The 13,268-nt window shown below is 63.7% G+C and carries 12 protein-coding genes; 8 read left to right on the top strand and 4 right to left on the bottom strand.

Features of this window, described 5'->3' with window-relative positions; genetic code table 11:
* Positions 1–125 precede the first annotated feature (125 nt).
* The 4 genes from CGZ66_RS08480 to gcvA all read right to left on the bottom strand — a co-directional run bounded on the left by CGZ66_RS08480 (position 126) and on the right by gcvA (position 5,651).
* Positions 126–1,427 (bottom strand): ABC transporter substrate-binding protein, encoded by a 1,302-nt coding sequence (locus tag CGZ66_RS08480; protein ID WP_425352271.1) that lies wholly within the window; start codon positions 1,425–1,427, stop codon positions 126–128.
* A 154-nt stretch (positions 1,428–1,581) separates the two neighbouring features.
* Positions 1,582–3,033, bottom strand: coding sequence for a hypothetical protein (locus CGZ66_RS08475; RefSeq protein ID WP_095084333.1), 1,452 nt, complete (start codon positions 3,031–3,033; stop codon positions 1,582–1,584).
* A gap of 179 nt (positions 3,034–3,212) precedes the next feature.
* Positions 3,213–4,517 carry a nicotinate phosphoribosyltransferase gene (gene pncB / locus CGZ66_RS08465; protein ID WP_095083406.1) on the bottom strand — a complete coding sequence of 435 codons (1,305 nt, stop codon included), beginning with the start codon at positions 4,515–4,517 and terminating at the stop codon, positions 3,213–3,215.
* Between the two features lie 159 nt (positions 4,518–4,676).
* Positions 4,677–5,651 carry a transcriptional regulator GcvA gene (gcvA, locus tag CGZ66_RS08460; RefSeq protein ID WP_095084332.1) on the bottom strand — a complete coding sequence of 325 codons (975 nt, stop codon included), beginning with the start codon at positions 5,649–5,651 and terminating at the stop codon, positions 4,677–4,679.
* 268 nt (positions 5,652–5,919) lie between these two features.
* Between gcvA and speB the strand changes: the two genes are divergently transcribed.
* From speB to CGZ66_RS08420, 8 genes are all read left to right on the top strand, one after another.
* A complete protein-coding gene (speB, locus tag CGZ66_RS08455) occupies positions 5,920–6,981 on the top strand; it encodes an agmatinase (RefSeq protein ID WP_095083404.1) in 1,062 nt (353 codons plus the stop codon).
* An 80-nt stretch (positions 6,982–7,061) separates the two neighbouring features.
* Positions 7,062–7,871 carry a transporter substrate-binding domain-containing protein gene (locus CGZ66_RS08450; RefSeq protein ID WP_095083402.1) on the top strand — a complete coding sequence of 270 codons (810 nt, stop codon included), beginning with the start codon at positions 7,062–7,064 and terminating at the stop codon, positions 7,869–7,871.
* A 6-nt stretch (positions 7,872–7,877) separates the two neighbouring features.
* Positions 7,878–8,534 (top strand): amino acid ABC transporter permease, encoded by a 657-nt coding sequence (locus CGZ66_RS08445; RefSeq protein ID WP_095083400.1) that lies wholly within the window; start codon positions 7,878–7,880, stop codon positions 8,532–8,534.
* On the top strand, positions 8,531–9,175 hold the full coding sequence (locus tag CGZ66_RS08440) for an amino acid ABC transporter permease (protein WP_095083398.1): 645 nt from the start codon (positions 8,531–8,533) through the stop codon (positions 9,173–9,175). Before CGZ66_RS08445 ends, CGZ66_RS08440 begins: the two co-directional genes overlap by 4 nt.
* Positions 9,176–9,248: 73 nt before the next feature.
* Positions 9,249–10,337 carry an ABC transporter substrate-binding protein gene (locus CGZ66_RS08435; RefSeq protein ID WP_095083396.1) on the top strand — a complete coding sequence of 363 codons (1,089 nt, stop codon included), beginning with the start codon at positions 9,249–9,251 and terminating at the stop codon, positions 10,335–10,337.
* 195 nt (positions 10,338–10,532) lie between these two features.
* Positions 10,533–11,570: an ABC transporter ATP-binding protein gene (locus tag CGZ66_RS08430; protein ID WP_095083394.1), complete on the top strand. Its 1,038-nt coding sequence runs from the start codon at positions 10,533–10,535 to the stop codon at positions 11,568–11,570.
* Positions 11,567–12,421, top strand: coding sequence for an ABC transporter permease (locus tag CGZ66_RS08425; RefSeq protein ID WP_095083391.1), 855 nt, complete (start codon positions 11,567–11,569; stop codon positions 12,419–12,421). Before CGZ66_RS08430 ends, CGZ66_RS08425 begins: the two co-directional genes overlap by 4 nt.
* Positions 12,418–13,221: an ABC transporter permease gene (locus CGZ66_RS08420; protein ID WP_095083388.1), complete on the top strand. Its 804-nt coding sequence runs from the start codon at positions 12,418–12,420 to the stop codon at positions 13,219–13,221. The genes CGZ66_RS08425 and CGZ66_RS08420 overlap by 4 nt, the downstream gene beginning before the upstream one ends.
* Positions 13,222–13,268 lie beyond the last annotated feature (47 nt).

Here is a 13,268-nt window from a genome sequence, read left to right as displayed (position 1 = left end):
GTAGCGGACGGAAAGCCAATCGCTTGGCTTTCCGAACGACGAACGCCCGGAGCGACAGCGAAGGGCCGGGTCCGGCAGGACAGAGGGGGGTGGCTTGGCGCTCACGCTTGCTGGAGCAGCTAAGCTCACAGCGCCTGCGTCGTGTAATCCCCCTCGGCCTCGTAAAGCCCGTCCTCGATCTTGGTCTTGTGGACGACCTTCAGCTTGCCACCTTCGACCTTGGATATGTTCTGGATACCGAAGCACTGGTGGATCTTGCCGTTGAAGGTTTTTGGCCCTTGCGGATGCTCGGGTCCTTCGGCGAAGGCGGTCAGCGCCTCGGTCGCCTCGACCAGCTTGGCGCGGTCTTCCGGCCCCTTGTAGCCGGCGTCTTCCATCGCCTTCTTGACGACATAGAGCGTTTCCCAGCAGCCGAACATGTGCGACGCGGTGGAGACGTCCTTTGGATCGCCGACGGCGGCGCCATTGTCGTCGATGCCGACGGCGGCGCGATAGGCTTTTTGCCCGGCGCTGTCATCGGCCTGCGCATAGCGCGGCGAACCCTCCCAGAAATGGCTGCCGTCCAAAAACTCGAGCCCAGGGCTGTTGATGTCGGTGGCCTCCAGCGAATCCATGAAGCCGAACAGCTGCGGCCGGTTGGAGCCGTAGAACTCGCCGAGTTCCTTGACGAAGGTGAGCACCGCCGGGCCGACCATGACATGGTAGATCACCTCGGTCTCGGCCGGGATTTGCGGGAAGTATTTGGTGAAGGACGATTCTGTCGGCGGGATGGCGATCTGCGCGATGACTTCGGCGCCTTGCGCCTTCAGCGCCGGCGGCAGGTAGTCGCGGTGGTCGTAGCCGAAGGCGAAATCCGGGAAGATCTGCGTCACCTTCTTGCCGGCATTGGCCGCGATCCACGGCGCCATCGACTGGATCTGGCTCTTCACGTCGGTGATGCCGGGCTGGAAGACATAGCGGTTGAGCTTGGTCGAAGCGACATGATGGCCTTCGCTGACGACGAAGTAGGGGATCTTGGCCTCGCCGGCGGCGGGCGCCGAGCCGATGACGACATGCGAGAACAATGTGCCGAACACGATGTCGGTCTTGTGCTGGGTGGCGAATTTGCCGACCACTTCGGCGCCACGGCCCGGATCGGTGCCGTCATCCTCGATGATCACCTCGACCTGACGGCCGTTGATGCCGCCGGCCGCGTTGATCGCCTTGATGGCGGCAGCGGTGGTCTTCTCGTACCAGCGGCCATAGGCGGCGCCGATGCCGGTGCGGTGCGACTGGAAGCCGATCTTGATCGGCGCCGAGCTCTGTGCCTGGGAATAGCGGACGAAGCCTGGCGCGGTGACCAGGCCGGCGGTGGCGGCCAGCCCCTTCAGCGCCGTGCGGCGGGTGAGACCGGTTTTCGAGAGGTCGAAGGTCTTGCTCTTGTCCATGATGCCGTTCCCCTTGTTCAGCGTTTAGGAGCGCAAAGTCCGCTCATTTCCGGAAGTCGAAAAATTGCATGTGTACAAACTAAATCACCAAAGTCCGGACACGGCAATGCCGGTTCCGTGGGGGAAGCCCGGTTTATTTTCCAGCGCAAACGGCTCAGCCAACCGTCGGCGTGGCAAGCAGCCAGAGGCCGAAGACCGTATAGGCGATCATCAGCACGGTGAGCGGGAACTGGCTGAGGGCCGCGCGGGAGGGCTTCGGGTGCAGGCGCCAGGCGAAGCCGTGTGCGACGAGGACGGCGAGCACATGGCCTGATATGATGGCGCCGGCCTGGACATTCCACAGCCACCAGGCGGAATCCGCACCGGCAACGATGCCCGCCTCGATCTGCATGTCGGCGGTGCCGAACAGGTTCCAACCCAGCGCGAACGGGTCGGACAGTGCCGCAAGCGCATACTGGCCGTCGACGAGCAGCAACGTCAGGTAATGCGCGGCATGATAGGCAAGCGCGATCGGCACGATCGACCACACCAGCAGTCCGGCTGCCTGGCCGATGGGGCGATCGCTGCGCGCAAGACGCTGGCCGAGCCAGACGGCAAGCATGAACACGCCTGCAAGCAACATGAACATCAGAACCAGCCCAAGGCTGCCGCTGCCGAGCACCGCCGTGCGGCCGGGAAATTCGAGCGGATTGATGCCGAACAGGCCGAGCCAGAAGAAGGTTTTCGACAGGCCGTCGAAGGACACCGACGACAGGGCAAGAAGCAGGAAGGCAATGCCGCTGGCCGGTAACGGCTCGGCGGCGAGCAGCTTGGCACCCGGCCAGCACAGGCCAAGCCCGCCGGTTTCGTTGCGCTCGACGACCGCGAAACGCGCCACCATCGAGAAGAAGACCGACAGGAATTCGCCGTTGCGGCTCCAGTTTCGACAGCCGAACGCCAGCATGGCAAGGACGGTGAGCAGCCAGTAGAGGCCGGCAGCATACGCCAGCCGCGCCGGATCGTCGGGCGCCTCATCGATGAGTTCGAACCAGGCAAAGGCGAAGAACAACAGGACCGCCGGCCAGCAGCCGAGCCACCCGGGAAGTCGCCATCTCCCTTCGTCCCCGGCGCCGAGCAAACGCGAGGCAAGACGCCACGGCCCATACCATGGATTGAGCCATGACCAGAGATCGCCGAAGACGCCTTGCAGCAGCGTGACGCCAGCCCACAGCAGGGTCCAGATCACCAGCGGCAAAGGGTTTGAAAGCGGGTCGCGGCTGCCGAAAAGGCCGGCGGCGATGAGGATTGCAAAGCCGGCAAAGGAGATCAGGCTCACTGTGGTGCGCGCGCTGTCGCCAAAGCTGAACAGCGGCATGCGCCGGCGCCAGAAACGATCAAGCCAATCCCCCGGCAGCAGCGCCAGCACGAGGAAACTGACGGCCACAGCGAAAGCCCCGCCGGCCAGATAGTAGCCGGTCGGCAAGAGCAGGACATGGCCACGGTCGGAAGCGTGGGCGAAGGCGGGCGTGGGGAGGACAAAGATCAGGGCTCCGACAAAGGCAATCGTCGAGCAGGGATACACGCCACTGCCGCGATCCTTCGCACCCCCCTCTGTCCTGCCGGACATATCCCCCGCAAGGGGGGAGATCAGCAGTTCATCTGCCGGCCGCCTTTCTTGCAATGTTGAAAATTGGCGAAACCAGAGGTGGCGGCCGATCTCCCCCCTTGCGGGGGAGATGTCCGGCAGGACAGAGGGGGGTGGGAGGGAATGCGACCGGGCGGTCATGTCATTCAACCCATCACCCCTCACACCTTGACCAGTTGCTCCACGCGGTCCTTCTGACCGAAGATGCGCAAATAACGCTCGATCTCTTTCTCGTCGCCCGTCGCCTTGGCCGGGTTGTCGGAAAGCTTGACCGCCGGCCTTCCATTGGCCTCGGTGACCTTGCAGACCAGCGATATGGCGTCCAGGCTGTTGGTTTCGGTTGGCGCGCAGCCCTCGAAATCATTGGTGAGGTTGGTGCCCCAGCCGAACGACATGCGCACCTTGCCCCTGAAATGGCGGTAGGTCTCCTCGATCGTTTCGACCTCGAGCCCGTCGGAGAAGATCAGCAGTTTCTGCCGGGGATCCTTACCCCTGTCGCGCCACCAGGACAGGATTTTCTCGCCGCCCTCGATGGGCGGAGCGCTGTCGGGGCGAAAACCGGTCCAGTCGGCCACCCAGTCCGGCGCGTCGCGCAGGAACGAGGCCGTGCCGAAGGCGTCGGGCAGCACGATCAGCAGATTGCCGCCATAATAGCGCTGCCAGTCCTGCAGCACCTTGTAGGGTGACTGTTTCAGCTCTTTTTCCGAATTGGCGAGCGCTGCGAACACCATCGGCAGTTCGTGCGCGTTGGTGCCGAGCGCTTCGAGGTCGTTGTCCATGGCCAAAAGCACGTTGGAGGTGCCGGTGAAGGCCTCGCCGATGCCTTCCTTCAGCGCTTCGACGCACCAGCGCTGCCACAGGAAGGAATGGCGCCGGCGCGTGCCGAAGTCAGAGATTCGGATACCGGGAAGCGCCTTCAGCCGTTCGGTCTTGGCCCACATCTTGGCCTTGGCGCGGGCATAGAGCACGTCGAGCGCGAACGGGCCGTACGCCCGCAAGGCCGCGCGGGAACGGAGTTCATTTATGATGGCGAGCGCCGGGATTTCCCACAGCGTGGTGTACATCCAAGGCCCGCTGAAGGTGAGCTCATACTGGCCGTCGCGCTTCGACAATTCGTATTCCGGCAGCCTGAAATTCTCCAGCCAGGCGAGGAATTCCGGCTCGAAGATCTGCTTGCGGCCGTAGAAATTGTTACCGCCGAGCCAGATCATCTCCTTCTTGCTGAAGCGCAAGGTGCGGGCATGGTCGAGTTGTTCGCGCAGTTCGCCCTCGTCGATCTCTTCGGCCAGCCGCACGGAGGTGGTGCGGTTGATCAGTGAGAAGGTCGTGTCGACCTTGGGGTACATGCCCCAGATCATCTGCAGCATCAAAAGCTTGTAGAAATCGGTATCGAGCAGGCTGCGCACGATCGGGTCGAGCTTCCAGGTGTGATTATAGACACGCCGCGCAATATCGGTCTTAGCCATGTTTCAACACTGCCCTCGCTGCCTGCTACCCACAACCGCGACAGGCCTCATAGCATCGAATTGACCAAAACGCTGCCCGGTTTCAGGCTGGCCCGACAAAAAGAGAACCCTGCACGCCGCCGAATACAATCGGCCGTCGCCGCCAACGACCGGCCGGGGTCAGATCCCGGTTCTGCCGCCGATGACCCTGAGCGCCGGACGCTTGCGGCGGGTGACGACGCGGCCCGCCACCGGCGCATCGGCGCGGCCGTCGTCCTGCGCCTTCTCGGCAAACAGCCAGTCGATGAACAACTGCACGATCGGCGTCGACTTCATCTCGTTGCGACAGACGACATAGAAATCGTCGATCGCCGGCACCGACAAGCTGAACGGCGCCACCAGCATGCCCCTGGCCAGCAGCGAACTGGCCGTCACCGAATCGCCCAGCGCCACGCCATGGCCGTGGACCGCGGCCTCAACCGCCATGCGTGCATCGCCCAGATGATGACGGCGGCCGCGTTCCAGGTCCAGCGCATCGGCGGCCGCCAGCCAGGTGTGCCATTCGCGGCCGTCATCGCCATGCAGGAAGACATGGTCGGCGAGATCCCTGAAGCTGCGGATCGGACGGTTGTTGATCAACGTCGGGCTCACCACGGGAAACAGTTCGAGCCCCGACCATTTGCGCATCCAGCAATCGGTCCAGCTGCCATCGCCGTAATGTACGCAGACATCGATCTGCGGCGCGCGGATATCCTTGGCGTCGTTGGAAGGGATCAGCGTCAGCCTGATGTCAGGGTATTGCGCCATGAAACTGCCGAGCCGCGGCGTCATCCACAGCAAGAGCAATGCCGGCACGCAGGAGACGGAGAGCGTGCCGCTGCTCGCCGGCCTTGTCATGCGCTGCGTGGCGGCGGCGATGCCGTCGAAGGCGCTCGAGACCGCCGGCAGCAGCTCGGCACCATGTGGCGTCAGTTTGACCCGCTGGCCGGCGCGCTCGAAAAGCTTGACGCCGAGCGACTGCTCGAGCGCCTTGATCTGGTGACTGATGGCGCCATGCGTGACATTCAGCTCACTCGCCGCCTTGGTCAGCGAGCCATGGCGGGCCGTTGCCTCGAAGGCGCGCAGCGGATTCAGCGGTGGCAGGCGCTTGGCCATGAGCATCCATTGAAGCACGATCCCGAAAAATGGAGGCCGGTTTTTCGGATGAGATAGTGCTTAGAGTTAATTGTGAGATTTTCTCACAGCCAACACCCTAACAATATCAATTGATTTTTCAATGCGGCTGCCAGACACTTTGGCCCGGAACAGCATCAAGACGTGAAATCTGCAGGCAGCCAGCGGGACAACGACCCGGCCGGATGACGGTCGCTTCGCCAAGATCACCGGCGGCCGCATTGCATCAGGCCCGGCAGGAGGAGCGGACATGGGTTACGATCGCGGCAAGCTCGACGCGTTGCGTCGTAAATATGGCGAGAGCCATGGCGGCGAAATGTTCGACCCGAAATTCCGGCGCGTCGCCGACAAGATATTTTCCAAGTCCGGAACCCGGCTGGCGCCCTATTCCGGCATACCGACCTTCCTCGCCGCCCCCTACCGCGAAATAGCGGCCGACAATCCGGATTTCGGCGACCTGCAGGTGGCGATGATCGGCGTGCCTATGGACCTCGGCGTCACCAACCGGCCGGGCTCGCGTTTCGGGCCAAGGGCGCTGCGCGCCATCGAACGCATCGGCCCCTACAATCACGTGCTGGAATGCGCCCCGACGCATGAACTTCGGGTCGCCGACATCGGCGACACGCCGTTCCGCAGCCGCTACCGGCTCGAGATCAGCCATGAGGATATCGAGCGCCGCACCAACCAGATCGTCGATGCCGGCGTCATCCCGCTGTCGGTCGGCGGCGACCATTCGATCAGCCATCCGATCCTGAAGGCCGTCGGCAAGAAGGCTCCGGTCGGCCTGATCCACATCGACGCCCATTGCGACACCAGTGGCCTATTCGACATGACCAAGTTCCACCACGGCGGACCGTTCCGCAACGCGGTGCTCGACGGCGTCCTCGATCCGACGCGCACGATCCAGATCGGCATTCGCGGCTCGGCTGAATATCTGTGGGAGTTCACCTACGAGTCCGGCATGACCGTCGTGCATGCCGAGGAGGTGACCGGTCTCGGCATCCCCGCCATCATCGAGAAGGCGCGCAAGATCGTCGGCGACGGGCCGACCTATATCTCCTTCGACATCGACAGCGTCGATCCGGCCTTCGCGCCTGGCACCGGCACGCCCGAGGTCGGCGGCCTGACGACGCGCGAAGTGCTCGAACTGCTGCGCGGCCTGAAGGGCCTCAACATCGTTGGCGGCGACGTCGTCGAGGTGGCGCCGCAATACGACGCGACCACCAACACGGCGCACGCCGGCGCCCAGGTTCTGTTCGAAATCCTGAGCCTGATGGTGTTCAGCCCGGCGATCACCGGTAAAGGAGCCTGACGTCTAGACAAGCAAAGGTGGCTGCCGCGCTGGAGCCGGCGGCCGACCCAAACACACAAAGCTTCCAGAGGGGAATAAAAATGACGATCCGTATCGCACTCAAATCATCCATCGCCGCCGTGCTGATGCTTGGCACCGCAAGCCTTGGCCTCGCCACGCAAGCCGCCAATGCCGACGCCCTGGCGGACATCACCAAGGCCGGCACCATCAATGTCGGCGTCTTCGCCGATTTTCCGCCCTTCTCCTCGGCCAGCGCCGACATGAGCCTCAAGGGCTATGACATGGATGTCGCGCAATACATTGCCGACACGCTCAAGGTGAAGCTCAATCCCGTGGCCGTCACCGGCCAGAACCGTATCCCGTACCTGAACGACCATCGCGTCGACATCTTAATGAGCGTCGGCTATTCGAAGGAACGCGAGCAGGTGATCGACTTCGCCGCTGCCTACGCGCCCTACTACATCGCCGTGATCGGTCCGGCGGCGCTGACGGTCAAAGGCAAGGAAGACCTTGCCGACAAGTCGATCGCCGTCAACCGTGGCACGCTCGAAGACACCTCGCTCACCGAAGCGGCTCCGGCGTCGGCCGACATCAAGCGTTTCGACAACTACAATTCGGTGATCCAGGCTTTCATCTCCGGCCAGACGCAGTTGATGGTCGTCGGCAACGATGTCGGCGCGCAGGTGCTGGCCAAGCAGGACGCGCTGAAGCCGGAGCAGAAGTTCCAGCTTCTGACCTCGCCTTCGCATATCGGTCTCAACAAGAACGAAGACAGCTTGAAGAAGGCGGTCAACGACGCCATCGCCAAGATGCTGGCGGACGGCAAGCTGGACGCAAGCTCGCAGGCCTGGCTGAAGACGCCGCTCAACCCCGACAACCTCAAGGATTGAGATCCGGTGGCCTTTGCCTGGCTTCCAGGGGCTGCGGGTGACATCGCGCGCGGAGCGGTCACGACGATCCTGTTGATCGCTGTGACCACGCTGGCGGGGACGTTCCTCAGCATCCTGGGTGCTGCGGGACGGCGAAACGGCCCGGTGCTGCTCAAGCGGGCCATTGCCTGGTATGTCGAGGTGATGCGCAACACGCCGTTCCTGGTGCAGCTGTTCTTCATCTTCTTCGGGCTGCCCAGCCTCGGGATCAGGCTTGACCCGGTATTGGCCGCCATCCTGGCGATGACGCTCAACATGGCGGCCTACACGATCGAGATCGTCGGCGCCGGGCTTGACGCCGTGCCGCCCGGCCAGACCGAAGCAGCCCTTGCGCTGGGCTTGAGGCCACGCCAGGTCTTCGTCAAGATCGTGCTGCCGCAGGCGCTCAAGGTGATTTATCCGGCGCTGACCAGCCAGATCGTCATCATGATGCTGGAGTCCGCCGTGGTGTCGCAGATCGCGGTGCGCGAGCTTACTTACGAGGCCGACATGCTGCAGGCACGCACGTTCCGGTCCTTCGAGACCTATCTTGTCGTGACGCTGGTTTATCTCGTCCTGTCGTTGGCCTTGCGCCGGCTGTTGGTCACGGGCGGACGCCGCGTCCTGGGGGCTGGCGTGTCATGATCGAATTCACCTTCTGGGACATCGTGCGCAACCTTTTGCTCGCCGCCCGCTGGACGGTGCTCTTGTCGCTGGCCGCCTTCGTTGGCGGCGGCGTGGTCGGCATGGTCGTGCTGTTCTTCAGGATCGCCAAGAATAAATGGAGCCGGCGCGTTGCCTCCAGCTATATCGCCCTGTTCCAGGGGACGCCGCTGTTGATGCAGCTGTTTCTGATGTTCTTCGGCCTGCCGATGCTCGGCTTGCGCATCGAGCCGTGGACGGCGGCGGTGCTCGGCCTCACCTTCTTCGCCAGTGCCTATCTGGCCGAGATCTGGCGCAGCGGCGTCGACGCCTTGCCGCGTGGCCAGTGGGATGCCGGCGCCAGCCTTGGCCTGCACTATCTGCAGGAGCTGAGTCTGATCATCCTGCCCCAGGCGTTTTCGATCACCCGCGCGCCGACCGTCGGGTTCCTGGTGCAGCTCATCAAGTCGACGGCGCTCACCTCGATCATCGGCTTCGAGGAGCTGGTGCGGACCTCCAACGCCATCAACAATGCGACCTTCGAACCCTTCAAGGTCTACGGGCTGGTGGCGCTGATCTTTTTCGTCATGTGTTTTCCACTGACGCAATACGCGCGTTCGCTCGAACGACGCGCCGCCCACTGAGCCGCAAGAAGACGGCGGGCAACGGAATCAAGGGAACCAGCCGGAGAGCCGGCACAAACAGAGGAGAGACCAGATGAACAGATTGATCTCAACACAAGTCAGCCGGCGCAGCGTGCTTGGCGCTGGCCTGGCGACGGCCGGCGTGCTCGCCATGCCGTCGATCCTGCGGGCGCAGGACAAGTCGCTCAAGGTCGGCGTCTATGGCGGCTACTTCAAGAAATCCTTCGACGAGCACGTCTTCCCCGACTTCACCAAGGCCACCGGCATCGCGGTGGAATCGGTCGCCGAGCCGACCGGCGAGGCGTGGCTGGTGCAGCTCGAACAGGCAGCCAAGGCCGGCCAGGCGCCGGCCGATCTTTCGATGATGTCGCAGACCTCGACGCTCAAGGGCCAGTCGACCGAACTGTGGACGCCGCTCGACACCTCCAAGTTCAAGCATTACGGCGACCTGTTGCCGCGCTTCATCAACAAATATCCGGATGGCCGCGTTGCCGGCATCGGTGCGGTGGCCTGGTGGATCACGCTGGTCTCCAACACCGATGTCTACAAGGAGGCGCCGACCTCCTGGGCGGCATTCTGGGACAAGGCGAACGAGGACAAGCTCGGCCTGCTGGCGCTCGCCTCCAACTCGTTCCTGCTTGAAGTGACCGCCAAGACCTTCATGGGCGGCACCAATGCCCTCGACACCGAGGAAGGGCTGAACAAGGCGTTCGAGAAGCTTGCCGAGGTCAAGCCGAATGTGCGCCTGTGGTATCGCGACGAGGCGCAGTTCGAACAGGCGCTGAAGTCGGGCGAAATCCCGATGGGCCAGTACTATCACGACGTCACCGGCCTCGCGATCGCCGACGGCTTCCATGTCCGCACCACCTTCCCAAAGGAGGGCGGCATCCAGGACTCCGGCAATTGGGTGCTGTCGCGCGCCTCGACCAAGGTCGATGAGGCGCATGCCTTCATCGACTATATGAGCCAGCCGTCGATGCAGGGCGTGATGTCGCGCAAGGTCGGCACCACGCCGACGCTGAAGAAGGAGGTGCTCGACCTGACGCCGGCCGAGTTCGCATCGGTGTCGTCGGATATCGAGCCGATCATTCCGCGCTACGACCTCTATACGTCCAAGGCCGACTGGATCAACCAGAAGTGGACCGAGCTGATCGTCGGCTAAGCCGAAAACGGCTCGCCCGACATCGAAGCGCTCCTCATGACGGGTCGCTTCGCGAACCACCTCTCCCATTGCGATGGGAGAGGATATGCTACGCGCCGAAATCGCGGCGCCTCTCCTCTTGCGACCGAGGAGAGGCCGCCGCGAAAACGAGGCGGCGAGGAACCATTCCATATCCTCCGGTTAACAGGATCAGCCATGTCCGGACTTGATATCAACGCCATCACCAAGGCCTTCGGCAATTTCATCGCGGTCGACAATGTTCGGCTCAACGTGCCGCACGGCACCTTCGTCTGCCTGCTTGGACCATCCGGCTGCGGCAAGACCACGCTGCTGCGCATGATCGCCGGGCTGGAGGAGCCGACCAGCGGCGCCATCGTACTCGACGGCGAGGACATTACGCCGCTGCCGACCCACAAGCGCAATCTCGGCATGGTGTTCCAGTCGCTGGCGCTGTTTCCGCATCTTTCGGTCGGCGACAACATCGCCTACGCCCTGCGCATCCGCGGCGCCTCGAAGGAAGAGCAGAAGAAGCGCGTCGACGAGTTGCTGACGCTGATCCACCTGCCCGGCTTTGCCGACCGGCCGGTGGCGAAGCTTTCCGGCGGCCAGCGCCAGCGCGTGGCGATCGCCCGTGCGCTGGCACTGTCGCCGAAGCTGTTCCTGCTCGACGAGCCGCTTTCGGCGCTCGACGCCAAACTGCGCGAGGCCATGCAGGTGGAACTGCGCCAGCTGCAGCAGCGGCTGGGCATCACCACCATCGTCGTCACCCACGACCAGCGCGAGGCGATGACCATGGCCGACCTGGTCGTGGTCATGGGCCACGGCAGGATCCTGCAGGCGGCACCGCCGATCGAGATCTACCGCAAGCCGGCCGACGCCTTCGTCGCCGATTTCATCGGCATCACCAACCTTCTGCCGGCGGAGGTCGACAGCGCCGGACGCACCACCATCCTCGGTACCGCCATTCCGGGCCTCGCCATGCCGGCCGGCGTCACCAGGGCCTCGGTGTCGATCCGTCCCGAAGACGTGCACCTGGGCCAACCCGGCAGCCGCGCCATCACCGGCCAGGTGACCTTCGTGCGCGATCTCGGCGGCACCATCGAGACCTTCGTCGAGGTTGGCAGCACCAGCATCATCGCGGTGGCGACGCCGCGCGAAAGACCCAACGTCTCGGTCGGCGCAAAGGTCGGCGTCACGCTGCCGCCCGAGAGCTGCGTGGTGCTCGGCTCATGAGACGCGAAGCGCCAAAATCATTCGCCGACTATACGCCGCTCCTGTTCCCCGGGCTGATGCTCGTGGTGTTCTTCGTCGTACCGTTCTCGACGATGATCGCGGTCAGCTTCTTCAAGCGCAATCCGGCCGGTTTCTACACGCCCGATTTCGTCATCGACAACTATGCGCGGTTCCTGACCACCTTCTTCGCCGGCGTGCTCGGCTTTTCGCTGATGCTGGCGGTGCTGGTCGCCGTCTGCTGCGTCTCGATCGCCTTTCCCTTCACCTATCTGCTGACCAAGCGCTCGCGCCGCGCGCAGACGCTGTGGCTGGTCGGCCTGCTGTCTGTGTTGTCGCTGTCGGAAGTCATCATCGGCTTTGCCTGGTCGACGCTGTTTTCGCAGACCGCCGGCATCACCAACCTCTTCGTCGCGCTCGGGCTGATGGACAAGCCGGTGGCGCTGCTGCCGACCTTCGGCGCTGTGCTGGCCGGCATGATCTACCAGGCGCTGCCCTACACAATACTGGTGCTCTATCCGGCCCTGGTCCGCCTCGACCCGACGCTGCTCGAGGCCGCCCGCACACTTGGCGCCTCGCCGGTCAAAGCCTTCTTCAACGTCGTCACCCCGGCGCTGCGCAACACCATCGTGGCGACGCTGATCATGGTGTTCGTCTTCGCGCTCGGCTCCTATCTGCTGCCGCAGATCCTCGGCCGGCCACGCCACTGGACGCTGTCGGTGCTGATCACAGACCAGGCGATCTACCAGTCCAACATGCCGTTCGCAGCCGCCATGGCGGTCTTCCTGGTGCTGATCTCGCTGGCGCTGGTCGGGCTGACGCTGCTCGTCGGCCGCAGGGAGAACGCACTATGACCGCCACCTTCCTTCGCCGGCTCTATTTCACCATCGTGGCCCTGTTCCTGGCCGCGCCGCTGATCGTCGTCGCCGGCGTTTCGGTCAACGCGCGGCAGGAATTGACCTTCCCGCCGAAAGGCTTCTCGCTCGCCTGGTATGGTCAGATCTTTGCCGATCCGGAATGGCGGCTGGCGCTGATCCATTCGGTGACGCTCGCCGTCTGCTCGGCGGCGATCGCGGTCGCCATCGCGCTGCCGCTCGCCTGGTTCCTGTGGCGGCGCATTGCGCCCTGGGCAAACATCTTCCAGGTGTTGGGGCTCGCGCCCTTCATCCTGCCGCCGGTCATCACCGCGCTCGGCTTCCTCACCTTCTGGGCGACGGTCGGGCTGTTCGGCCAGTTCTTCACCGCTATCATCAGCCACGCCATCTTCTTCGTGACGCTGCCGCTGGTGACGCTGTCGCTGGGTTTTGCCTCGATCGACCGCTCGCTGGTCGAGGCCGCCGCGACGATGGGTGCCGACGACCGCACGGTGCTGAAGACGGTGGTACTGCCGCTGATCCTGCCCTACCTCGTCTCCGGCTACGCCTTCGCCTTCGTGCTGTCGCTCAACGAATACATCGTCGCCTATATGACGATCGGGTTCACCACCGAGACGCTGCCGATCAAGATCTTCAACGCGCTGCGCTACGGCTACACGCCGACCATGGCGTCGGTGTCGGTGTTCTTCGTCGCGGTGGCAGCCCTGGTGTTCGGGGCGATCGCCAAGTTCGGAGACATCCGCAGGCTGCTCGGCGCGATGTCGTCCGAAGGCAACTGACCGGACCTGTGCGAAAACGAAAACGGCCGCCGATTGCCGGTGCCGTG

This window comes from Mesorhizobium sophorae (genome assembly GCF_002270415.1).
GTDB classification, from domain to species: domain Bacteria; phylum Pseudomonadota; class Alphaproteobacteria; order Rhizobiales; family Rhizobiaceae; genus Mesorhizobium; species Mesorhizobium sophorae.
The sequence above is the reverse complement of the archived record's forward strand: the minus strand, read 5'-3'. Positions and strand labels throughout refer to the sequence as shown.

Excerpts from the sequence above, each read along its gene's own strand:
- CGZ66_RS08480 (WP_425352271.1), bottom strand. The coding sequence starts at position 1,427 with ATGGACAAGAGCAAGACCTTCGACCTCTCGAAAACCGGTCTCACCCGC.
- CGZ66_RS08475 (WP_095084333.1), bottom strand. The coding sequence starts at position 3,033 with ATGTCCGGCAGGACAGAGGGGGGTGCGAAGGATCGCGGCAGTGGCGTG.
- pncB (WP_095083406.1), bottom strand. The coding sequence starts at position 4,517 with ATGGCTAAGACCGATATTGCGCGGCGTGTCTATAATCACACCTGGAAG.
- gcvA (WP_095084332.1), bottom strand. The coding sequence starts at position 5,651 with ATGGCCAAGCGCCTGCCACCGCTGAATCCGCTGCGCGCCTTCGAGGCA.
- speB (WP_095083404.1), top strand. The coding sequence starts at position 5,920 with ATGGGTTACGATCGCGGCAAGCTCGACGCGTTGCGTCGTAAATATGGC.
- CGZ66_RS08450 (WP_095083402.1), top strand. The coding sequence starts at position 7,062 with ATGACGATCCGTATCGCACTCAAATCATCCATCGCCGCCGTGCTGATG.
- CGZ66_RS08440 (WP_095083398.1), top strand. The coding sequence starts at position 8,531 with ATGATCGAATTCACCTTCTGGGACATCGTGCGCAACCTTTTGCTCGCC.
- CGZ66_RS08435 (WP_095083396.1), top strand. The coding sequence starts at position 9,249 with ATGAACAGATTGATCTCAACACAAGTCAGCCGGCGCAGCGTGCTTGGC.
- CGZ66_RS08430 (WP_095083394.1), top strand. The coding sequence starts at position 10,533 with ATGTCCGGACTTGATATCAACGCCATCACCAAGGCCTTCGGCAATTTC.
- CGZ66_RS08425 (WP_095083391.1), top strand. The coding sequence starts at position 11,567 with ATGAGACGCGAAGCGCCAAAATCATTCGCCGACTATACGCCGCTCCTG.
- CGZ66_RS08420 (WP_095083388.1), top strand. The coding sequence starts at position 12,418 with ATGACCGCCACCTTCCTTCGCCGGCTCTATTTCACCATCGTGGCCCTG.